This is a genomic window from Mesorhizobium sp. M0185, from assembly GCF_040322175.1.
Lineage (GTDB): Bacteria > Pseudomonadota > Alphaproteobacteria > Rhizobiales > Rhizobiaceae > Mesorhizobium.
Window position 1 is genome coordinate 22,801 of record NZ_JAMYSY010000009.1, and the last position, 19,467, is coordinate 42,267.

General features: G+C 63.9%; 21 protein-coding genes, 1 pseudogene and 1 riboswitch. Of the genes and pseudogenes, 11 read left to right on the plus strand and 11 right to left on the minus strand.

The genetic code is table 11. The features are described 5' to 3' along the window. Window positions 1–12: 12 nt before the first annotated feature. The 3 genes from NKJ20_RS09560 to rpmB form a co-directional block, all read right to left on the minus strand. Window positions 13–687, minus strand: a complete 675-nt coding sequence (locus NKJ20_RS09560; protein ID WP_352743742.1) for a polyamine aminopropyltransferase — start codon at window positions 685–687, stop codon at window positions 13–15. Window positions 688–742: 55 nt separating this feature from the next. Next, window positions 743–1,423, minus strand: a complete 681-nt coding sequence (locus tag NKJ20_RS09565; RefSeq protein WP_352451206.1) for a queuosine precursor transporter — start codon at window positions 1,421–1,423, stop codon at window positions 743–745. 82 nt (window positions 1,424–1,505) lie between these two features. Then, entirely contained in the window at window positions 1,506–1,802 is a 297-nt protein-coding gene (gene rpmB / locus NKJ20_RS09570; protein WP_006328411.1) for a 50S ribosomal protein L28, read from the minus strand. 612 nt (window positions 1,803–2,414) lie between these two features. On the opposite strand from rpmB, the gene NKJ20_RS09575 reads away from it, so the two are divergent. The 3 genes from NKJ20_RS09575 to NKJ20_RS09585 are packed head-to-tail and all read left to right on the plus strand — an operon-like array spanning window position 2,415 to window position 4,804. Next, window positions 2,415–3,206: a DUF3108 domain-containing protein gene (locus NKJ20_RS09575; RefSeq protein WP_352451207.1), complete on the plus strand. Its 792-nt coding sequence runs from the start codon at window positions 2,415–2,417 to the stop codon at window positions 3,204–3,206. A gap of 42 nt (window positions 3,207–3,248) precedes the next feature. Beyond that, window positions 3,249–4,136, plus strand: a complete 888-nt coding sequence (gene yddG / locus NKJ20_RS09580) for an aromatic amino acid exporter YddG (protein ID WP_352451208.1) — start codon at window positions 3,249–3,251, stop codon at window positions 4,134–4,136. Beyond that, window positions 4,136–4,804, plus strand: a complete 669-nt coding sequence (locus tag NKJ20_RS09585) for a lysoplasmalogenase family protein (protein WP_352743744.1) — start codon at window positions 4,136–4,138, stop codon at window positions 4,802–4,804. The genes yddG and NKJ20_RS09585 overlap by 1 nt, the downstream gene beginning before the upstream one ends. Before the next feature lie 5 nt (window positions 4,805–4,809). Here NKJ20_RS09585 and NKJ20_RS09590 read toward each other — a convergent pair whose 3' ends face one another. Then, on the minus strand, window positions 4,810–5,238 hold the full coding sequence (locus NKJ20_RS09590; protein WP_352451210.1) for a cupin domain-containing protein: 429 nt from the start codon (window positions 5,236–5,238) through the stop codon (window positions 4,810–4,812). A gap of 21 nt (window positions 5,239–5,259) precedes the next feature. Next, window positions 5,260–6,027, minus strand: a complete 768-nt coding sequence (gene gloB / locus NKJ20_RS09595; protein WP_352451211.1) for a hydroxyacylglutathione hydrolase — start codon at window positions 6,025–6,027, stop codon at window positions 5,260–5,262. Between the two features lie 98 nt (window positions 6,028–6,125). Here gloB and NKJ20_RS09600 point away from each other — a divergent pair, with 98 nt between their 5' ends. The 3 genes from NKJ20_RS09600 (at window position 6,126) to NKJ20_RS09610 (ending at window position 9,739) form a co-directional block, all read left to right on the plus strand. Next, window positions 6,126–6,896: a class I SAM-dependent methyltransferase gene (locus NKJ20_RS09600; protein WP_352451212.1), complete on the plus strand. Its 771-nt coding sequence runs from the start codon at window positions 6,126–6,128 to the stop codon at window positions 6,894–6,896. Between the two features lie 127 nt (window positions 6,897–7,023). Next, window positions 7,024–8,856 (plus strand): ABC transporter ATP-binding protein/permease, encoded by a 1,833-nt coding sequence (locus NKJ20_RS09605; protein ID WP_352743746.1) that lies wholly within the window; start codon window positions 7,024–7,026, stop codon window positions 8,854–8,856. 76 nt (window positions 8,857–8,932) lie between these two features. Then, window positions 8,933–9,739 (plus strand): DUF1194 domain-containing protein, encoded by an 807-nt coding sequence (locus NKJ20_RS09610; protein ID WP_023677905.1) that lies wholly within the window; start codon window positions 8,933–8,935, stop codon window positions 9,737–9,739. Between the two features lie 18 nt (window positions 9,740–9,757). Here NKJ20_RS09610 and NKJ20_RS09615 read toward each other — a convergent pair whose 3' ends face one another. Continuing rightward, on the minus strand, window positions 9,758–10,783 hold the full coding sequence (locus NKJ20_RS09615; RefSeq protein ID WP_352743748.1) for an RNA polymerase subunit sigma-70: 1,026 nt from the start codon (window positions 10,781–10,783) through the stop codon (window positions 9,758–9,760). Window positions 10,784–10,825: 42 nt separating this feature from the next. Continuing rightward, the gene (locus NKJ20_RS09620; protein ID WP_352452472.1) at window positions 10,826–11,572 is read right to left on the minus strand and encodes an SDR family NAD(P)-dependent oxidoreductase; all 747 of its coding nucleotides are present in this window, start codon (window positions 11,570–11,572) and stop codon (window positions 10,826–10,828) included. Window positions 11,573–11,806: 234 nt separating this feature from the next. Here NKJ20_RS09620 and NKJ20_RS09625 point away from each other — a divergent pair, with 234 nt between their 5' ends. Further along, the gene (locus NKJ20_RS09625) at window positions 11,807–12,127 is read left to right on the plus strand and encodes a DUF1330 domain-containing protein (protein WP_352743750.1); all 321 of its coding nucleotides are present in this window, start codon (window positions 11,807–11,809) and stop codon (window positions 12,125–12,127) included. 25 nt (window positions 12,128–12,152) lie between these two features. Here NKJ20_RS09625 and metW read toward each other — a convergent pair whose 3' ends face one another. Next, a complete protein-coding gene (metW, locus tag NKJ20_RS09630; RefSeq protein WP_352471435.1) occupies window positions 12,153–12,767 on the minus strand; it encodes a methionine biosynthesis protein MetW in 615 nt (204 codons plus the stop codon). Window positions 12,768–12,882: 115 nt separating this feature from the next. Further along, window positions 12,883–14,052: a homoserine O-acetyltransferase MetX gene (metX, locus tag NKJ20_RS09635; RefSeq protein WP_352743751.1), complete on the minus strand. Its 1,170-nt coding sequence runs from the start codon at window positions 14,050–14,052 to the stop codon at window positions 12,883–12,885. Window positions 14,053–14,144: 92 nt separating this feature from the next. Further along, window positions 14,145–14,222, minus strand: a riboswitch (SAM riboswitch). A 138-nt stretch (window positions 14,223–14,360) separates the two neighbouring features. On the opposite strand from metX, the gene hisC reads away from it, so the two are divergent. From hisC to NKJ20_RS09650, 3 genes and pseudogenes are all read left to right on the plus strand, one after another. Beyond that, window positions 14,361–15,470 carry a histidinol-phosphate transaminase gene (gene hisC, locus NKJ20_RS09640; protein ID WP_352743752.1) on the plus strand — a complete coding sequence of 370 codons (1,110 nt, stop codon included), beginning with the start codon at window positions 14,361–14,363 and terminating at the stop codon, window positions 15,468–15,470. Window positions 15,471–15,476: 6 nt separating this feature from the next. Continuing rightward, complete coding sequence (locus NKJ20_RS09645; protein ID WP_352743754.1) at window positions 15,477–16,412, plus strand: prephenate/arogenate dehydrogenase family protein; 936 nt, start codon at window positions 15,477–15,479, stop codon at window positions 16,410–16,412. Window positions 16,413–16,468: 56 nt separating this feature from the next. Beyond that, window positions 16,469–16,624, plus strand: a pseudogene (locus NKJ20_RS09650) (IS110 family transposase); the annotation flags it as partial. A gap of 14 nt (window positions 16,625–16,638) precedes the next feature. Here NKJ20_RS09650 and NKJ20_RS09655 read toward each other — a convergent pair. Continuing rightward, the gene (locus NKJ20_RS09655) at window positions 16,639–17,640 is read right to left on the minus strand and encodes a DUF2125 domain-containing protein (RefSeq protein ID WP_352743756.1); all 1,002 of its coding nucleotides are present in this window, start codon (window positions 17,638–17,640) and stop codon (window positions 16,639–16,641) included. A 113-nt stretch (window positions 17,641–17,753) separates the two neighbouring features. Between NKJ20_RS09655 and NKJ20_RS09660 the strand changes: the two genes are divergently transcribed. Continuing rightward, window positions 17,754–18,302 (plus strand): gamma-glutamylcyclotransferase, encoded by a 549-nt coding sequence (locus tag NKJ20_RS09660; RefSeq protein WP_352743758.1) that lies wholly within the window; start codon window positions 17,754–17,756, stop codon window positions 18,300–18,302. A 45-nt stretch (window positions 18,303–18,347) separates the two neighbouring features. Here the strand turns inward: NKJ20_RS09660 and NKJ20_RS09665 are convergent, their stop codons facing one another. After that, window positions 18,348–19,328, minus strand: coding sequence for a quinone oxidoreductase family protein (locus NKJ20_RS09665; protein WP_352743760.1), 981 nt, complete (start codon window positions 19,326–19,328; stop codon window positions 18,348–18,350). Between the last annotated feature and the right edge of the window lie 139 nt (window positions 19,329–19,467).

Consider the following 19,467-nt stretch of genomic DNA (forward strand, 5'->3'; position numbering starts at 1 on the left):
ATTGCGAGGGGCCTATTGCCCTTTGCTCGCGATCCAGACGACGTGCCGGGCGCCGCGCTTGCCGTGGGCCCGCATCTTGACCTCCTCGACCGTGAAGCCGGCCTGCTTGAGCCTTCGGGTGAAACCTGCGTCAGGGCCCTGCGACCAGACCGCCAGCACACCGCCGGGCTTGAGAGCTGCTCTCGCGCTGATCAGGCCGGCTGCGCTGTAGAGCGCATCGTTGGCCTTGTAGACGATGCCCTCGGGGCCGTTGTCGACATCGAGCAGGATCGCGTCCCAGGCCGAAGCTTGCGATCGGATGAGCTGACCGACATCGGCCTCACGAATGCTGACGCGCGGGTCGTCAAGGCAGCCGCCGAACAGCTCGGCCATCGGGCCGCGCGCCCAAATCACGACCGCCGGCACCAGTTCGGCAACGGTGACCTGGGCGTCGTCGGCAAGCTCGGCCAGCGCCGCGCGCAAGGTAAAGCCCATGCCGAGGCCGCCGATCAGGATGTTTGGGGTCCGGCGGCCGGCAATCCTTTGGCAGGACAGTTTCGCCAGCGCCTCTTCGGAACCGCTGAGCCGGCTGTTCATCAGCTCGTTCGCGCCAAGCATGATCGAGAATTCGCCGCCGCGCCGCTTCAGGCGGAGTTCCTGTCCGCCGTCAGGCGTTTTTGCCGAGTCCAGTTGAAGCCAGGGGATCATGCTCGATAGTCTTTGAGCATGATCTTGTCCGAAAACCGGTTCCCACTTTTCGGGATCATGCTGCCAGTGCCGGCTGGCTCCAGCGGGCGGCAAGCAGCCGGTAGGGGATCAGCGCCACCACCGCTATGATCAGCTTGACGCTGAGATCGCCGAGCGCCCAGGAGACCCAGCGCATCGTCTCGACCGGCAGCACGCCCATCAGCGGCGCGGTTTCCAGCGCAAAGCCGTCGTTGGGCCCGGCGAAGGCGAACGCCGCCGCGAAGGCGACGGTGAAAAACACCACCGTATCGAAAACGGAGCCGACCAGCGTGCCGACGATCGGTGCGCGCCACCAGCTCTGCCGGCGCAGCCGGTTGAACACGGTGACGTCGAGCAACTGCGCGGTGAGGAAGGCGGCACCCGACGCCGCGGCAATGCGCACCAGCCGGTCGGCGGCGGTCTCGAATTCGATCAGGCCGTGGCGAAACAGCAGCGGTGGGATGACGATCGAGCAGATCACCGCTGTCATGAAGCCGACAAAGACGATCCTGCGCGCCACCGCCGGCCCATAGCGGCGGTTGGCGAGATCGGTGACCAGGAAGGAGAACGGATAGGTGAAGGCGCCCCAGGTCAGGATGTCGGCCAGCGACAGCCCGCCGATTGCGCCTTGCATCGGGAACTGCACGAGGATGTTCGAGGCCACGACGACGAGCGCCATGGCCGCCACGAAGGGCAGGTACCGCGAGAGGAAAATCATTTTTTTATCCTGGGTAATGGAACCAGCGGAACGCGATCCGGAGTTCGGACCGCGCCCTGGAAGGCGGCTGCCGCCGAAAAACTCAGGCGGCCGGCTGCTCGGCGAGCTTCTTGGCGATCTGCTTCTTCAACAGGCGGGCGCGCTGCGACAATTCCTTGGCATCGGCCTTGGCCAGGAAGGCGTCGAGGCCGCCGCGATGCTCGACCGAACGCAGCGCGTTGGCCGAAATGCGCAGGCGCACGTTCTGGTTCAGCGCTTCCGAGATCAGCGTCACATTGACGAGATTGGGCAGGAAGCGACGCTTGGTCTTGTTGTTGGCGTGGCTCACATTGTTGCCGGACATGACTGCCTTGGCAGTGAGTTCGCAGGTGCGGGACATGGTTCTAACCTTCGGTTCTCGGTCCTGGCCAAACATTCGACCCGCGCCGGGTGGCGCGCGGTTTCGGTCAGGCGGCCTTATGGAAAAAGTTGGCGTTCCATAGTTGCATTTCGCCGAGGCGTCAAGCTTGGGGTTGGTTAGTGCCAAGGGAATCAATCAAAAGATGACCGATGCCGGCGCTGCCCCTCATCCGCCTGCCGGCACCTTCTCCCCGTATAGTGACGGGGAGAAGGGGCTTGGCCGCAGGCTCGGCGCTTCTGCAACTTCGCAAATTGGCGAAACCCTTTGCAAGGCGACCTTCTCCCCGTCCCTATACGGGGAGAAGTGCCCGGCAGGGCGATGAGGGGCTGCGCAAACCTGTAGCGATTTTCCAGGTGGCCACATTTTGTTCTTGCTTTGTGCCGGCAGCTATGCTACTAATTTCGGTATGGTGCTAATTGGCTCCAACGACCCGCCCGCCGAGGCGGGTTTTTTATTTTGGCTGTCGACCAGCCCCAACGTTGCCTGCCGACGGCGCCTTTCACATTAAGGCCGGAATTCAGCCTATAAGCGGTCGCACAGGGACATGCCAGACCGGAGCCGCCCCGTCCGGTCGACAATCAAGGACCCGCCATGCCTCGTTCTTTCCTCCATGCCCTGGTCGTGCTGATGGCCGTCGCGCTTTCGACGACGGTTTCGGCCGCTGAGCCGCAATCCTTCACGGGCGAATATTCGGTGTCGTTCCTCGGCCTCTCCGTGGCCAAGGCGAAATTCTCCAGCCATTACGAGGGCGACACCTATTCGATCGAGGGCAGCGTTTCCGCCGCCGGGCTCGCCACTTTGTTCGACGACACGCGAGGCACGATCTCGTCGAAGGGCAAGATTTCGGGCAAGCAGTTGCAGCCGCAAGCGTTCCACGCCGACTACACGTCCGGCAAGAAGGCATCGATGATCGACATCCAGTTTGCCAACGGCGTCGTCACCTCGACCAAGGTCGTGCCTGAGCCGAAGAAGCGCAATCCCGAGAATTGGATACCGCTGGCCGGCAGCCATCTCGTATCGGTCCTCGATCCGATGGCCGCCACCGTCATCCATGCCGACAGCCTCGACCAGGTCTGCGGGCGCACGGTGAAGCTCTATGACGGCGAAATGCGTGCCGATCTGAAACTGACCTACGAGTCCAAAGGGTCGATCTCGGTGGCCGGCTACAAGGGCGATACGGTCACCTGCAGGCTGGGCTTCGAGCCGGTGGCCGGTTACCGCAAGAACCGCAAGGCGCTGAACTACCTGAAGAAACGCAGCCGCATCATGGTGACGTTTGCACCGGTCGGCCAAAGCGGCGTATATGCGCCGATCCGCGCCACGGTCAGCACGCAAATCGGCCCGCTGACGATCAGCGCAGAGCGGTTCGAAGCAAACGAATAGGCGTGATGGTGCGCCGCCAACGATGGGCAGGGGGCGACGGGTATGGCGCGCGCAACACTGATCGGCTTCTGCGCGGTCGCCATGTGGGCGCTGCTGGCGCTGCTTACGGATGCCTCGGGCGCCGTGCCGCCGTTCCTGCTTTCAGCAATCACCTTCACGATCGGCACCTGCGTCGGGCTGGTTGCCCGGCTGTTCATGCCGGCAGCCGACGGGGCCGCGAAGATACCGCGCCAGGTCTGGGTGATCGGCATTGCCGGCCTGTTCGGCTACCACTTCTTCTATTTCACCGCGCTGCGCAATGCGCCGGCCGTCGAGGCCAGCCTGATTGCCTATCTGTGGCCGCTGCTGATCGTGCTGGGGTCGGCGCTGATGCCGGGCGAGCGGCTGGCCTGGAACCACGTCGCCGGCGCGCTGCTCGGCCTTGCCGGCACGGTCCTGATCGTCACCAAGGGCGGCGGGCTTGCCTTCGACGCGCGTTATGCCTTCGGCTACGCGATGGCCGGCGTCTGCGCGGTGCTGTGGTCGTCCTATTCGCTGTTGTCGCGACGCTTCCCGTCGGTGCCGACCAGCATCGTCACCTGGTTCTGCGCCGCCACCGCGGCCCTTTCGCTCATCTGCCATCTGTTGCTTGAACAGACGGTGCTGCCCGCCGGCGCCGGCCAGTGGCTGGCCGTGCTCGGCCTCGGTCTGATGCCGGTGGGGGCGGCGTTCTATGCCTGGGACATCGGCGTCAAGCGCGGCAACATCCAGGTGCTGGGGGCGGCGAGCTATGCCGCGCCGCTGCTGTCCACCCTGGTGCTGATCGCCGCCGGCTTCGCCGAGCCGTCATGGCGCATCCTCGCCGCCTGCGTGCTGATCACCGGCGGCGCGGCACTGGCGGCGAAATCGCTGTTGCTGCGCAAGAGGGCTACGAGCGAGGCAAACGCTTGATGCCGTTTTCCGGCGGCATCGATGCCAATGCCAATGCGACGCTGCTGTTTTCGCTGGCGGCGGCGGTGATTTACGCGTTCAGCCTCGGCATGCCGCCGCGCCTTTCGCGGTCGGCGGCAAGGACATTGGCGGTGGCGATGCTGGCGGTGCTGGTCGCGCAGCAGGGCGGCCCATGGCTGCTCGTCGCCGCGCTGGGCGCCAGTGCCATCGGCGACGCCTTCCTGTCGCGCGACGGCGAGAAGGCATTTCTTGGCGGCACGGCCAGTTTTCTTGCCGCGCATGTGCTTTACGTCGTGCTGTTCCTGCGCGCCGGCAGCGGCCTCGGGCTGCTCTCGGCCGAACCGTGGCGAGGAATTATCGCCCTGGCGATGGCCGTGTTGGCGCTGGCGATGGTTTTCGCGCTCTGGCGCCGCATCGGCCCGGCCTTGCGTTTGCCGATTGGCATCCATGCCGCGGCACTGCTTGCCATGGGCATTGCGGCGCTCACCCTGAACAGCGTCTGGGTCGTCGTCGGCGTCGTCCTGCTCATGCTGTCCGACGGGCTGCTCGCTGCGGAAAAGTTCCTGCTGCCCGCCATCTCGCCGCACCGCATTTGGGTGCGCCATGCAGTCTGGGTGCTGTATTACGTCGGCCAGTTGGCGGTCACGCTGGGTTTCCTGTTGGGCTAAGGTGCCTAGGGCGTGCCCGGCAGCCAGCCTGGTTCGGCGAGTTCGAAGGCGGCGAAATCGAAACCCGGCGCCACGGTGCAGCCGACCAGGGTCCATTCGCCGAGGCTGCGCGCCGACTGCCACCAGCCTGCCGGCACGACGATCTGCGGCCGCTCGCCCGCGGCAAGTGCCGTACCGAGGATCTCCTCGATGACGGGACCGCCTTCTCGGTGTATCGACAGCGCCAGCGGCGCGCCGTCATAGAAGTGCCAGACCTCCGCCGCGTCCCTGACCCGGTGCCAGGCCGACAATTGGTCCTTCTCCAGGAGGAAATAGATCGCCGTCGAATGGCCGCGGGCGCCTTCCGCGCCGTCGCGAAAGGTCTCGGCATACCAGCCGCCTTCCGGATGCGGCTTCAGGCCGAGCAGGGCGATGATTTCGGCGGAACTGGTCATGACCCTAGCTCCTGGCGCCGCTCAGAAATTGTCCTTGCGCTTGCGGATCTCGGCGAACACTTCGGCATCCGAGGCCTTCTCCAGGCCGAGATGCCTGCGGATCGCCGGATCGTGCCAGCGCAGGAACGGATTGGTCGACAGTTCCTCGCCGATCGTCGTCGGCAGCGTCGGTTTGCCGTCGGCGCGCAGCGCCTCGACCTTGGCGGCGCGCTCTTTCAGCGCCGAATTGGTCGGGTCGACGGTGAGCGCGAAACGGGCATTGGCCAGCGTATACTCATGGCCGCAATAGATAACCGTCTCGGCCGGCAGCGCCGCGAGCTTCTTCAGGGATTCGTACATCACCGGCGGCTTGCATTCGAGCAGCCGCCCACAGCCGAGCGCAAACAGCGTGTCGGCGGCGAAAGCCACTTTCGACGCCGGCAGATGATAGGTGACATGGCCGGCGGTATGGCCGGGTGTGGCGATGACCTCGATCCGCTCGTCGCCGAGATGGACGACCGAGCCTTGCTCGACAGTTTCGTCGATGCCGGGAATCTTTGCCTTTTCGGCTTCCGGCCCGACAATGCGCAGCTTGAAGCGCTCCTTCAGCGCCAGATTGGCCTCGACGTGGTCGAGATGGTGGTGAGTGGTCAGGATCATCGTCGGGGTCCAGCCGGTGCGCTTGATCGCCGCCAGGATGGGCGCCTCCTCGGGCGCATCGATGAGCGCCGTCTGACCGCTTTTCGGGTCATGCACCAGCACGCCGAAATTGTCGCTGCGGCACATGAATTGTTCGATCTCGACCGGCATCGCATCTCTCCCTTTATTGCCGCAGACATAGGGCGCCTGCCAGCCGATGTCATCTGCCTTTGTTGAACTTGGACTGCTTCGAAGCTACCGTTCCGCGCATGCATTCAGACATTGTCGATCTCCGTTCGTTTTATTCAACCACGCTCGGCCGCCTGGCCGAACGCTCGATCACCATGGCGCTGTCCTCGATATGGGCCGTCGTGCCCAACGAGCGGCTGGTCGGCCTCGGCTATACCTTGCCGTGGCTGGAACGCTTCGGCAGCGATGCCGAGCGTGTCTTTGCCTTCATGCCGGCAACACAGGGCGCGGTGGTCTGGCCGGCGACCGGGCCGACGGCGACCGCGCTGGTCTTCGATGAGGAACTGCCGCTGGTCGATTCCTGCATCGACCGCATGCTGCTCGTCCATTCGCTCGAACATGTCGAGAACCCGCGCGAGACGCTGAACGAGATCTGGCGGGTGCTGTCGCCGGCCGGCCGCGTCGTCATCGTCGTGCCCAACCGGCGCGGTGTCTGGGCACGCTTCGAGCATACGCCTTTCGGCAATGGCCGACCGTTCTCGCGCGGCCAGCTGACCGAATTGCTGCGCGAAGCGAATTTCACGCCGGCGGCGTGGTCCGATGCGCTGTTCTTCCCGCCGTCGCCGCGACGTTTCATGATGCAGTTCCATAACGTGCTGGAACGCGCCGGCCGGCGCTTCTGGCCGATCTTTTCGGGCGTTATTGTCGTCGAGGCGCAGAAGCGGCTCTATCAAGGCGTGCCGGTTGCCCAGCGCGCGTCCCGCCGCGTCTTCGTGCCGGTTCTCTCGCCGCATGGCGCGCCGACGCTTGGCCGGCTGTCGCGGGCCGAACACCCGGCACCGCCAGGATGACGCGTTCGTGATCCGAGACGTGCTTTTTCACGCCTATCTGACGATATCAGGTTTGCTGTCCGATTGAAGGCCGTGCGGCCGATCCTATGACCGGTTTGGCATTGCTCCGAATGCAAGGATTTAACCGATGGATGATCGTCCGGATGTCGAGGCCAGCGCCCAGAAGCTTGCCACGTCGATCGAAGCCAGCAGCCTGCGTGAGCAGCTGGCAACAATCAAATTGGCACTGACCAGCTCGCCATTGCGAAAACAATTGCTTTGGGCAGCGATCGGCATCGTCGCCGTCATCGTGGCGAGCTCAATCGGGCAGGTTCTGCTCAATCGCTGGAACCAGCCTTTCTACGACGCGCTTGCGCGGCGCGACATGCCGGCTTTCCTGCATCAGCTTCTGGTCTTTGCCGGCATCGCCGGCGGGCTTGTGGTGCTCAATGTCGGCCAGACCTGGCTCGACCAGATGCTCCGCCTGAAGCTGCGCGAGGCGCTGACGCTCGACCTGATCGACGAATGGATGCGGCCGGCGCGTGCCTTCCGGCTGACCCATGCCGGCGCCATCGGCGTCAATCCCGACCAGCGCCTGCAGCAGGATGCCGGGCATCTCTCCGATCTTTCCACCGGTCTTGGCATCGGCCTGCTGCAGTCCTGCATCCTGCTTGCCTCGTTCGTTGGGGTCCTGTGGTCGCTGTCTTCCGGCTTCGTCTTCCACATAGGCGGCCATTTGCTGGCCATACCCGGCTACATGGTCTGGGCGGCGATCCTTTATGCTGGCACCGCCTCCTGGTTGAGCTGGCTGGTCGGGCGACCGTTGATCCGCTTCAACAACGATCGCTATACGCGTGAAGCGGAGCTGCGCTCCTCGGTGGTTCGCGTCAACGAGAATGTCGATGCCATCGCGCTGGCGCACGGCGAGGCCGATGCCAGGCGCCGGCTCGAATTCGATCTCGGCATGGTGCTGGGCGCCATGCGGCGCATCTACAGCGCCCAGATCAATCTTTCCTGGGTTACCGACACCTATGGCTGGATCACTGTCGTCGCACCGATCCTGGTCGCCTCACCGGTCTATTTCGCCGGCGATATCAGCTTTGGCGGCCTGATGATGGCCGTCGGCGCTTTCAACCAGGTCCATTCGTCGCTGCGCTGGTTCATCAACAATATCGGCGGCATCGCCGATTGGCGCGCTACGCTGATGCGGGTCGCCGACTTTCGCATCGCGCTTGGCGACACCGACGCGCTGCACCATACGGAAAGGCGCATTTCGTTCGGCGAAAACCCGGACGGCAGCCTGACCTTCGAGAAACTCGAGGTCGCCTCGCCGGAGGGATGCACCAAGCTTGCCGAGCCGCATGTCGAAATCCGCGCCGGCGACCGGGTCATGATCACCGGAGATCCGGGCGCCGGCAAGACGCTGTTCTTCCGGGCCATTGCCGGTCTGTGGCCATGGGGCAGCGGACGGATCGGCATGCCGGCCGGAGAAGCGCCGATCTTTGTTCCGCGTACCCCCTATTTCCCGCTCGGCAAGCTGCGCGAGGTGCTCAACCATTCAGACGGCGCGGCGGAGGCGAGCGATGCCGAGATCTCGGAGGTGCTGGCCGATGTCGGGCTGCAACGCCTGTCGTCCTCGCTCGATCGCTCGGCGCGCTGGGAGCGTGAGCTCAGCGACGACGAGCAGCGTCTGCTGGCCTTTGCCAGGCTGGCCTTGCGACGGCCGAAATGGGTGATCATCGACGAGGCGCTGGACGCGTTCGACGGCCCAACGCTGAGGCAAGTGCTGTCGATGCTGGAGAAGCGCCTTCCCGACGCCGCGATCCTCAATATCGGCCGCGGCCAGCACAATGCCCGCTTCTTCCGGCGGGCGTTGACCATCGTCAAGGATGCCGGCCAGCCGCCACTCAAGCCGGCCCGTATCAGGGCAGGTGCCATCGAACCGCCCCCGGTTGTCGTTTCGGCTGGCCGAAAGAAATAGAAGGCAAGCTTTATTTCGCCGCGATCGCGGCGAAAAACTGTCGCGATCGTTTCAGATGGGAACGTTCCGATCGGCCATGCTTGACGCTCTCGCCCTGCTCGCCTGCCTTGCCTGCACCCCGGCGGCACCTGCGGCCGCACCGGCCAATGCAATTGCCGTCGATGTCGAGCTGGTGCTGGCCGTCGACATCTCGCAGTCGATGGATGAAAGGGAGTTTGCCCTGCAGCGCGCCGGCTATGTCGCGGCGCTGCGCCACCCCGACTTCATCAACGCCGTGCGTGCCGGCACCTTCGGCCGCATCGCCATCGCCTATTTCGAATGGGCCGGCACCATCCGCGACGATGCGGTCATTGCCTGGCAGGTCGTCGACAGCAAGGAGAGCGCCAACGCTTTCGCCGACAAGATCGCGGCCCGCCCGTTCAGGAGCTTTCGCGGCACCTCGATTTCCGGTGCTGTGGCTTTCGGTGCCGAGCTTTTCAACGGCACGGCCTTCACCGGCAAACGCCGCGTCATCGACGTCTCGGGGGACGGCCCAAACAACACCGGCTTGCCGGTCACAACGGCACGCGATGCGGCGCTGGCGAAGGGCATCGTCATCAACGGGCTGCCGATCCTGATCAGCCCGTCACCCACCTTCAGCCATCTCGACCGGTACTATGCCGAATGCGTCACCGGCGGGCCGGGCTCGTTCGTGCTGCCGATCTATGCTGCTTCCGAATTCGCCACCGCCACTCGCCGCAAACTGATCCTCGAGGTCAGCGGCATCGAGTATCCCAAGGTGGATCCGAGGACGATCCGCATCGACGCACCGATCGACTGCCTGCAAGGCGAGCGCGACCGAAGGTTTTTCTCGGACCCATATTTCCCGGAACTCGACCGATAAGGCTGGCCCAGGGGTAAGCTAAGCTGGTGGCAGGCCGAAGGCCGGGAACAGAGATGGCCCGAGCGGCCCTATGAAGATCGTCAAGGAAGCGATCCCGCCCTCGGCTGCGTCGAACACATGCAGGGAATGGGCCCGCCATTCAGGGCCGTCGTGGCTGCGGGAATAAACCGCGACCGCCGGCTGGGCATTGGCACGGGTGGCCAGCGTGCGAAAGCCGCCAAACCTCGGCCAGACGGTCTCGAAGAAACCGCGGATTGCTTCGCGGCCTTGATACCATTCACGCCAAGGCGGCATGGTATAGATGGCGTCCTCACGCAGCAGCTCGATCAAGCTGTCGAGATTGGCGGCCTGCCAAGCCTGCATGTAGCGTTCGAGCAGCAGGCCTTCTTCGGGGCTGGGCCGTGATCGGCTGGCCGGCCGTCCCTGAGGATAGCGCGCTGCAAGGGTTGCGCGGGCGCGCTGCAACGCGCTGTTGATCGAAGCCGTCGATCCGCCCAGCAAACGCGCCGTCTCGACGGCCGACCATCCGAGGACGTCGGCAAGCAGCAGCGCGGCGCGCTGCCTGGGCGGCAGATCCTGGATCGCCGCGACGAAGGCGAGCTGGACGGCCTCGCGGCTCTCGTAACGGGCTTCCGGACCTGGCTCGCTGCCGGCAATGTCTGGAAGCTCGGCGTCGGGGTAGGGCTCCAGCCAGGCGATGTCGGCTACCGGCCCGCCTATGGCCGCCCCGTGCGAGGGCTGCCGTCCGGGTTCCCGGAGAATGCGACGCGCCCTCGACCTCGCCTTGATGGCGTTGAGGCAAGCGTTGGTCGCGATCATGTAGAGCCAACCGCGAACCGAACCTCGCCCGTCGAACTCCGATCTTGCGCGCCAGGCGCGAAGCAACGTGTCCTGGACGAGGTCGTCGGCCTCGTGCAGCGAACCCATCATGCGATAACAATGCAGCTTGAGCTCGCGGCGATGCGCGGCCGTGACCTTCTCGAAGGCCAGCCGATCGAGGATCGGCTGGCGTGCTGGTTCCAGAGGTGGTTGAGCGTCTGTCATGTGGCTTGTGCGGTTACGAGCGAGCGTTGCATTACGCGCCCCTCAGGCGGCCGGGGCAAGCCCGCTACCGCTCACCATGAAGGAACTGCCTTGCGGCTGGCCGGTGGCGAGTGCGACCACCGCCCGTCCGACATCGGCCGGCGTTTGCATGTCGGTCATGGCGGCGATGAAGTCCGCCGGCTGGATGCCCATATAGGCCGCTATGCTGTCGACGCCGGCCTTGCCCACGCCGGTTTCCGGCATGATGCGCATCGGCGCGAGCGCCATGAAGCGCAGGCCGAGGCCAAGCCGGTCGGCCTCCTTCTGGCTATGACCGGCCAGGAACATCTGCATGCGTTTTGCGCCGGCATAGCCGCCGGCGTTCGGTGGTCCGCCGGTCAAGGCCGCGCCGCTGGAGATCAGAACGATCCGGGTCCCCGGCTTGAGCGGACGCCGCAGAGCGGCCCGGCAAAACAGGAACGACGCCTTGACGTCCGTGTCCCAATTTGCCGAGAACGCCTTCCAGTTCTGTTCATGCACCGGCGCAGAAGGCGCCAGCGCACCTGCGCAGATCACCAGCACGTCCGGCTCAAGCGCGGCGAAGACCTTATCCGGGGCGGAGTCCACCGTAGCATCGACCGCGAGCGTCTTCACGCCCGAGACCTCCCAGGCAAATTGCGCCAGGGCCTGTTTTCCGCGGGCAACGGCCAGCACCGTCGCTTTCTCCTTGAGAGCGGCCTCCGCGATCGAGCGGCCGACACCACGGCTGCCTCCGACGACGACGACATTCTGATTTTGCAACGATCCCATGGATCACCTCTCGTTTCCGGCCGCCGGACCATCCAGGCGCGCTCATCGATAAGGACAGCGCAGGTGGGTGGAAATCATCGGTGCCAGGCGGAAATATCTTTCAGGTGACGGCAGCCGCGCTTCGTTTTTGTATTCAGTGTCATTACCTCTGGGGTAATCGACCAGCGCATTACGTCTCGGCAAACTGCTCCCATCAAGCCGGTTGTCCGGCCTTCGACCACAAGGAGATACGCCATGACCGCCTACGCCGTCGCCCATATGCGCCAGGTCACGCCGGGACCGCAGATCGTCGAGTACCTGCACAAGATCGATGCCACGCTGGAACCGTTTGGCGGCCGCTTCGTGGTGCACGGAGGCGAGGTGGAAATCGTTGAAAACACCTGGCCCGGCTATCTCATAATCATCGAATTTCCCGACAGGCAGCAGGCGCGCGCATGGTACGACTCGCCCGCCTATCAGGAGATATTGCCGCTGCGTACCGGCAATTCCCGGTCCGACGTGGTCTTCGTTGATGGCGTCCAGCACCCGCACAAGGCCACGGACGTGCTTGAATAGGGGGACGATCTGCCACGATTGGCTCTTATCGTTTCAGCAGAAATACCGCTTGCTGGCCGAAAAAGTTCCAGAACCACCACGGCATCGAGAAGCCGATCCGCTGGCCGTTGGCGTCGAGCGCGGTTGCCTTTTCCACCGTCGCGCCAAGCTCGTCGCACAGATTGACGAAGTCGCGAATGGTGCAGAAATGGATGTTGGGCGTGTCGTACCAGGAATAGGGCAGGTCCTTGGTCACCGGCATGCGGCCGTTGAAGAGCAGCGAAAGGCGCACCCGCCAGTGGCCGAAATTCGGGAATGAGACGATGGCGCGGTTGCCGATCCGGAGCAGTTCGTCGAGCACCAGCTTCGGATTGCGGGTCGCCTGCAAGGTCTGCGACAGAACGACGAAGTCGAAACCCTTGTCGGGATAGAATTGGAGATCCTTGTCGGCATCGCCTTGAATAACCGACAGGCCGCGCGCCACGCATTCGTTGACGCCGCGCTGCGACAGTTCCAGCCCGCGGCCATCGACCTTCTTGGTCTCCTGCAGCAATTCGAGCAGCAGGCCGTCGCCGGAACCGACGTCCAGCACCCGCGACTGCGGCGGGATGAGATCGGCGACGACTTCGAGGTCGACGCGCTGGGCGCGGTTGACGCTCATGCCTTCGGCTCTTGCCTGGCGCATGATCCTGATCCGAAAAGTCTGCAACTTTTCGGGGTCATGCGCTGATGCCTGGCGCATGGTCCTGATCCGAACGGTCCGCAACTTTTCGGGGTCATGCGCCGAGCCCTCTCGCCCGAGCGGCCGAGGCGATGAAGCCCTTGATGGCGGCGAACAGTTCCGGTTCGTCGAGCAGGAAGGCGTCGTGGCCGCGGTCGGTCTCGATCTCGACGAACGATACCGAGGCGCCGGCCGCGTTCAGCGCGTGCACGACCGAGCGGCTCTCCTCGGTCGGGAACAGCCAATCGCTAGTGAACGAAACCAGGCAGAAGCGCGTCTTGGTGCCGGCGAAGGCATCGGCCAGCCGGCCGCCATGGTCGGCGGCGAGATCGAAATAATCCATCGCCCGCGTCATGTAGAGATAGGAGTTGGCATCGAAGCGATCGACGAAGGTCATGCCCTGATGGCGCAGATAGCTCTCGATCTGGAAGTCGGCATCGAAACCGAAGGTCAGCGCTTCGCGGTCCTGCAGGTTGCGGCCGAACTTGCGGTGCAGCGCTGCTTCCGACAGATAGGTGATGTGGGCGGCCATGCGCGCCACCGCCAGCCCTTTTTCCGGCCGCTTGCCATGCTCGAAATATTTGCCACCGTGCCAGTCCGGGTCGGCCATCACTGCCTGCCTGCCGACCTCGTGGAAAGCGATGTTCTGCGAGGAATGACGGGCGCCGGTGGCGATCGGCAGCGCCGAGAAGACGCGCTCGGGATAGCTGGAGGCCCATTGCAGCACCTGCATGCCGCCCATCGAGCCGCCCAGCACGCTGAACAGCTGTTCGATGCCGAAATGCTCGACCAGCATCAACTGCGCCCGCACCATGTCGCGGATGGTGAGGATCGGCAGGTCGAGCCCGTAAGGCTTGGCTGTGGCGGGACTTGTCGAGGCGGGGCCGGTGGAGCCGAGGCAGCCGCCGATGACGTTTGACGAGATGACGAAGAAACGGTCGGTGTCGATGATCTTGCCGGGGCCGATCAGCACCTCCCACCAGCCCGGCTTGCCGGTCACCGGATTGGTGTTGGCGACATGCTGGTCGCCGGTCAGCGCATGGCAGACGAGGATGGCGTTGGAACGCGCGTCGTTGAGCGTGCCATAGGTCTGGTAGGCGATCTGGAACGGCGACAGCAGCGTGCCGGCGTCGAGCTTGAGCGGCTTGTCGGCGCCGAAACGCAACACCGGGCTCGACGGCTGGTCGGCCTCGTTGTTGGTTTTTCGAGCGCGCAAAACGACCATTACATCTCCTTGCCCGGCCTTCCGTTGTCCGCCGGTCCGGGCAACAGCCAGTCAGGGCAACAAAAAACCGGCCATGCCTTCGCAAAGCCGGTTACAAGATGCAAACGGCCCTTTAGCAAGTTGTTTAACGTGGCTGCAAGCCGACCGGCCAAATCACCACGGAACTGTCGATGCTCTTCTATGACTCGCGCGTGGGTTCGTCAACGGCAAGTTCTTGATCCCGAATTGCCGCCCCTCGACATTCCGGGCCACGGCTTGTATTTCCGCTGCGGCCTCCCGATGGAGGCACTCTCGACGGATTTCATGAAATGAGCCAGACCCCGGATCAGACACGTCCAAGGCCCCGCGCCGGCATCATGGACATCGAAGCCTATGTGCCCGGCAAGAGCGCGGCGCCTGAAGGTGCCGCCAAGGTCCATAAATTGTCGGCGAACGAGAACCCGCTCGGTCCTTCGCCAAAGGCGATAGAGGCCGCGCGCGCGGTCGCCGACAAGCTCGCGGTCTATCCCGACGGCAGCGCCAGGCGCCTGAGGGAAGCGATCGCCGAGGTGCACGGGCTCAACCCGGCGAACATCGTCTGCTCGAACGGCTCCGACGAGATTCTGGGCCTGCTGGCGCAGACCTATCTCGCACCCGCCGACGAAGCCATCATCACCGAACACGGCTTCATGGTCTACAAGATCTACATACAGTCGGCCGGTGCCGTCCCGGTAACGGTCAAGGAGACCGATGAACGCGCCGACATCGATGCGATCCTCGCCGCGGTGACGCCGGCTACCCGGATCATCTTCCTTGCCAATCCAAATAATCCAACCGGCACCTACGTGCCGTTCCAGGAGGTGCGCCGCCTGCATGCCGGCCTGCCGCGAAACGTGCTTCTGGTGCTGGATGCAGCTTACGCCGAATATGTCCGGCGCAACGACTATGAAGCCGGCGTCGAGTTGGTGGGCAGCGCGGAAAACGTGGTCATGACCCGCACTTTCTCCAAATTAGGCCTGGGCGGGGCGCGGATCGGCTGGATGTATGCGCCAATGCACGTCATCGACGCGATCAACCGCGTGCGCGGGCCTTTCAACGTCAATGCGACGGCGATCGAGGCCGGCATCGCGGCGATCCACGACCGCGCCCATATCGAACGCAGCGTCGCGCACAACGAGACCTGGCTAGCCTGGCTGAGCGAGCAACTAAGCGGGCTCGGGCTGCGGGTGACGCCGAGCGTCGGCAATTTCATCCTCATCCACTTTCCCGAGGACAAAAAGCATTCGGCGGCGGCCGCCGACGACTACCTCAGTGCGCGCGGCTACATATTGCGGCGCGTTTCCGGCTACGGTTTTCCGAACGCGCTGCGCATGAGCATCGGCACCGAAGAGGCCAATCGCGGCGTTGTCGCAGCACTCGCGACATTCCTGAAAAGCTAGAACACCATGACCTCACCGATGTTCGAAAAGATCGCGCTGGTCGGCATCGGCCTGATCGGCTCGTCGCTGGCCCGCGTCATCCGCCGCGAGGGACTCGCCGGCCAAGTCGCGATTTCGACGCGCAGCGACGCGACGCTGGCACGCGCGAGCCAACTCGGCCTTGGCGACACCTATACGACGGATGCGAAAGAGGCGGTTCGCGATGCTGATCTGGTTATCGTTTCGGTGCCGGTCGGCTCTTCAGGCACGGTCGCCGCAGAGATCGCGCCGGCGCTGAAGAAGGGCGCCATCCTCACCGATGTCGGCTCGACCAAGGCGTCGGTGATCGCGCAGATGCAGCCGCACGTGCCTGATGGCGTGCACTTCATCCCTGCCCATCCTTTGGCCGGCACCGAAAAATCGGGACCGGACGCCGGTTTTGCCGAACTGTTCGAGAACCGCTGGTGCATTTTCACGCCGCTGCCCGGCACCGATCCCGCAGCACTGGAAAAGCTCTCGGAATTCTGGCGCCGCTGCGGCTCCAACATCGATACGATGGACCCGCAGCATCACGACATGACGCTGGCCATCGTTTCGCACCTGCCGCATATCATCGCTTACAACATCGTCGGTACCGCCGACGATCTGGAGTCGGTGACCAAGTCCGAGGTCATCAAATACTCGGCTTCCGGCTTTCGCGACTTCACCCGTCTCGCGGCGTCCGACCCGACCATGTGGCGCGACGTCTGCCTGCACAACAAGGACGCCATTCTCGAAATGCTGGCGCGGTTTTCCGAGGATCTGTCCTCGCTGCAGCGGGCGATCCGCTGGGGCGACGGCGAAAAACTGTTCGACCTGTTCACCCGCACCCGCGCCGTCCGCCGCTCGATTATCGAGGCCGGCCAGGACATCGACGTACCGGATTTCGGCCGCCAGGCGATCGAACATCCGCCGAAGGGATAGGCCGCGGTAAGCCGATCGCAGACCGGCCCGGCTTAGAGCGGTTCATCGTTTCACAGAAACGCTTCAATCCCGATCTAAAGGCAAAATACCACCAGCTCACGGCCGACGGCAAAGCCTCAAAACTCGCCATCACAGCCATCATGCGAAAGCTCATCATCCTCGCAAACGCACTACTCAGGGACAATCGGACCTGGACACCATCTGTCCCTTGACCAACGCGGATACTTTAGTCGAGCGGCTTGATCTTGCCGAGCGGGATGAAGCCGAGCGAGGCCTTGCCCCTGACGATCTTCAGCGGCATCGACGGCTGGTTGCCGAGCAGCGCCAGTCCGGCAAAGCCGGTTTGGATCTGTTTCTTCTGCTCGGGGATGGCGGTGGCGAGGATTGCCGCCACGGCCTTTGGATCATTGAGCCTGATCGTCAGGTCGGCATTTATGAGACCGTCGTCATCGACCGACAGCGGTCCGGAAACGGTGATGCGCGCAGTTCCGGACGACAGATCGAGCTTGTGGATTTCGGCCGCCTGGCCGCGCAGGCTCTTCGGATTTGCCTTGATCAGCGTCACGCCGTTCTTCAGCGTCACGTCGCCGCTGCCGTCGAGCGGCGGCAAGACGCGCCCGTCGATGGCCGCCGCGTCGATTTCGAGATCGGTGAAATTGCCGGCATAGTCGATGTCCGGGCCGTTTGGGCGCAATTGCCCGATGGCAGTTCCGGCGCTGAACAGCGAGACGGGATCGGTGTCGTCTGCCGGATCGGTCTGGCCGGACAGGCCTTCTGCCTGCAGCGAGAGGCGCCTCGGCAGCGGCCAGGACAGCTTCATGTCGGCCCGCAGATCATCCCAGTCGATCCAGAGCGGGGTCATGCCGGGAACTGAGGTCCTGAGCGGCCCCCTGATCTCGGCGGCAGGCGACAAAAGCCGGGTGATCTGCGTGGCGGCGTTGATCTTGCCTGTCGATGCCGCGACGTTGCGGCTGTCGTCCTCGTAAGCCAGGCTGTCGCAGGAAAGGGTGAAGCTGAAGGGATAGCCGCTGACCGCGAGATTGGCGCAGTCGGCCCTGATGCCTTTGTCGTCGAGATCGGCGACCGCCTTGTCGGTCGCGCTCTCGACCAGGTCCGCCAGGTAGAACCAGCCCGCGCTGTAGATGCCGAACAGCACGAGAATGAAAGCGGCAAGCCACAACAGGCGGCGACGTTGGCTGGGCGGCGGGCGCTCGTCACTTGACGTCATGCTGCGGCTTTCGTTAACGCGGGTGGCAGGGGCGGGCTGTCGCTTGCGGCAACAACAGGTAGACGGACTGAAACACCACCGGTGAGGTGGTCGTCACAATCAGGCTTGGCGATATGGGCGATTTTTGGGTTTTTGGCTACGGCTCACTGATCTGGCGGCCGGGATTCGCGCATGTCGAGACGCGGCGCGCCCGCCTGCATGGCTACCGCCGTTCGCTCTGCGTCTATTCTTTCGTGCATCGCGGCACGCGCGAACGGCCGGGCCTGGTGCTCGGCCTCGACCGCGGCGGCTCCTGCATTGGGCTGGCGTTCCGGGTTCCAGGCGAGCTGCGCAACGAGGTCATCACCTATCTGCGCGAACGCGAGCTGGTCACCAACGTCTATCTCGAACGTGTGCTCCGCATCCGCCTCGATAACGAGGAGACGGACAGGCGCGGCACCAATGGGGGCGAGACGGTGGAAGCCGTGGCCTACGTTGTCGACCGCAGCCATGAGCAATATGCCGGTGCGCTCGACGCTGCCGAGGCGGCGGCTGTCGTCCGCGGCGCCGTCGGCCAGTCGGGGAGGAATGAGGATTACGTGCTCAGCACGCTGGAGCACCTCGAAGCACTGGGTATAAGCGACCACTGGCTGGAAGAAGTGACAAGACGGGTCGCGACGTAGCTTCTTTTACCGTTGACGATGATGATTTCGGTGTCGTGATGCGGGCTACATCCCGAAAATCTGTTTGCCAAGATCGGCGCGATCCAGGCTGTTTGCCACGGCCAGCTTGAACTCGGTCAGCGGGTGGAGACCGCCGACAGGAACGTGGAAGCCGGGCTGGCCGAAGATGTCGATGATCTCGCGTAGCACAGGCCGGTCGGCTTCGACCGGCGGCGAAAAGAAATAGCGATAGATATTCGCCCTGATCTCGACGCCGCTCAGCAACACATCGAAATTGTGCAGTTCGAAGCGCTCGGCACTCATGCCGCCATTGATCACCATCTGCCCGCCGAGCGCCAGGGTGCGGATCAATTCGCCGCTGACAGGTCCGCCGACATTGTCGATAATCCCGTTCAATCCGGCGCCACCGGTGATATCCATCACCGCTTCCCGGATACTTGCCTTCAAGTCAGAAAGGTCAAGAATGGCGGCGGCGCCAAGCGTCTTCAGATCGAAGCTTTGGTGCGAGCGCCGCACCAGCGCGATGACGTTGATACCGCGTCGTTGGGCGAACTGCATCACCATTGTCGAAATTGACGAATAGCCGGCCGTGACAGCCAGCCACTGGCCAGGCCGCACACGGGAATCCACCAGCAGATCCCACGCGGTAATGGGGTTCACCATCTGCCCGGCGCGTTCGACCGGATAGCCGGCAAGCAACGGGATCAGCCATTCGGCGGGAATGGCCGCGTACTCGGCCCAACTGCCATAATAGCTGAATGCGACAAGCGTGCCCGGTTCCAGCAAAACGTCCGCGCCAACGGCTTCGACGATGCCGGCGCCATGGTTTCCCGCGATCTGCCGGGGAAAATGCGGCCTCTTCGGTTCGGGATAGAGGTTCTGGATAAACAGGAAGTCGCCCGGATTGATCGAGGCCGAGACCATCCTGACCAGCACCTCGCCGTCGCCGATCCGCGGCATCGGCAGGTCGTCCATATAGAGCACGTCGCGCGGCGAGCCGATGGCGTCAAATACAATTGCTTTCATTCCGATCTCCACAACAAACGATCCGGGGCAAACAGTCCCGGCTTGGCCGAGATTTGCGTCGGCGCCGCGGAACCTATGGCCGGCCGGCAAAGGTCTGAATTGGCAGATTTGACAATCTATGTGCTAAACTTGCCAGATT

What these genes read in the sequence shown, in the direction of transcription:
- NKJ20_RS09560 (WP_352743742.1), bottom strand. Translation starts at nt 687, where the DNA reads ATGATCCCCTGGCTTCAACTGGACTCGGCAAAAACGCCTGACGGCGGA.
- NKJ20_RS09565 (WP_352451206.1), bottom strand. Translation starts at nt 1,423, where the DNA reads ATGATTTTCCTCTCGCGGTACCTGCCCTTCGTGGCGGCCATGGCGCTC.
- rpmB (WP_006328411.1), bottom strand. Translation starts at nt 1,802, where the DNA reads ATGTCCCGCACCTGCGAACTCACTGCCAAGGCAGTCATGTCCGGCAAC.
- NKJ20_RS09575 (WP_352451207.1), top strand. Translation starts at nt 2,415, where the DNA reads ATGCCTCGTTCTTTCCTCCATGCCCTGGTCGTGCTGATGGCCGTCGCG.
- yddG (WP_352451208.1), top strand. Translation starts at nt 3,249, where the DNA reads ATGGCGCGCGCAACACTGATCGGCTTCTGCGCGGTCGCCATGTGGGCG.
- NKJ20_RS09585 (WP_352743744.1), top strand. Translation starts at nt 4,136, where the DNA reads ATGCCGTTTTCCGGCGGCATCGATGCCAATGCCAATGCGACGCTGCTG.
- NKJ20_RS09590 (WP_352451210.1), bottom strand. Translation starts at nt 5,238, where the DNA reads ATGACCAGTTCCGCCGAAATCATCGCCCTGCTCGGCCTGAAGCCGCAT.
- gloB (WP_352451211.1), bottom strand. Translation starts at nt 6,027, where the DNA reads ATGCCGGTCGAGATCGAACAATTCATGTGCCGCAGCGACAATTTCGGC.
- NKJ20_RS09600 (WP_352451212.1), top strand. Translation starts at nt 6,126, where the DNA reads ATGCATTCAGACATTGTCGATCTCCGTTCGTTTTATTCAACCACGCTC.
- NKJ20_RS09605 (WP_352743746.1), top strand. Translation starts at nt 7,024, where the DNA reads ATGGATGATCGTCCGGATGTCGAGGCCAGCGCCCAGAAGCTTGCCACG.
- NKJ20_RS09610 (WP_023677905.1), top strand. Translation starts at nt 8,933, where the DNA reads ATGCTTGACGCTCTCGCCCTGCTCGCCTGCCTTGCCTGCACCCCGGCG.
- NKJ20_RS09615 (WP_352743748.1), bottom strand. Translation starts at nt 10,783, where the DNA reads ATGACAGACGCTCAACCACCTCTGGAACCAGCACGCCAGCCGATCCTC.
- NKJ20_RS09620 (WP_352452472.1), bottom strand. Translation starts at nt 11,572, where the DNA reads ATGGGATCGTTGCAAAATCAGAATGTCGTCGTCGTCGGAGGCAGCCGT.
- NKJ20_RS09625 (WP_352743750.1), top strand. Translation starts at nt 11,807, where the DNA reads ATGACCGCCTACGCCGTCGCCCATATGCGCCAGGTCACGCCGGGACCG.
- metW (WP_352471435.1), bottom strand. Translation starts at nt 12,767, where the DNA reads ATGAGCGTCAACCGCGCCCAGCGCGTCGACCTCGAAGTCGTCGCCGAT.
- metX (WP_352743751.1), bottom strand. Translation starts at nt 14,052, where the DNA reads ATGGTCGTTTTGCGCGCTCGAAAAACCAACAACGAGGCCGACCAGCCG.
- hisC (WP_352743752.1), top strand. Translation starts at nt 14,361, where the DNA reads ATGAGCCAGACCCCGGATCAGACACGTCCAAGGCCCCGCGCCGGCATC.
- NKJ20_RS09645 (WP_352743754.1), top strand. Translation starts at nt 15,477, where the DNA reads ATGACCTCACCGATGTTCGAAAAGATCGCGCTGGTCGGCATCGGCCTG.
- NKJ20_RS09655 (WP_352743756.1), bottom strand. Translation starts at nt 17,640, where the DNA reads ATGACGTCAAGTGACGAGCGCCCGCCGCCCAGCCAACGTCGCCGCCTG.
- NKJ20_RS09660 (WP_352743758.1), top strand. Translation starts at nt 17,754, where the DNA reads ATGGGCGATTTTTGGGTTTTTGGCTACGGCTCACTGATCTGGCGGCCG.
- NKJ20_RS09665 (WP_352743760.1), bottom strand. Translation starts at nt 19,328, where the DNA reads ATGAAAGCAATTGTATTTGACGCCATCGGCTCGCCGCGCGACGTGCTC.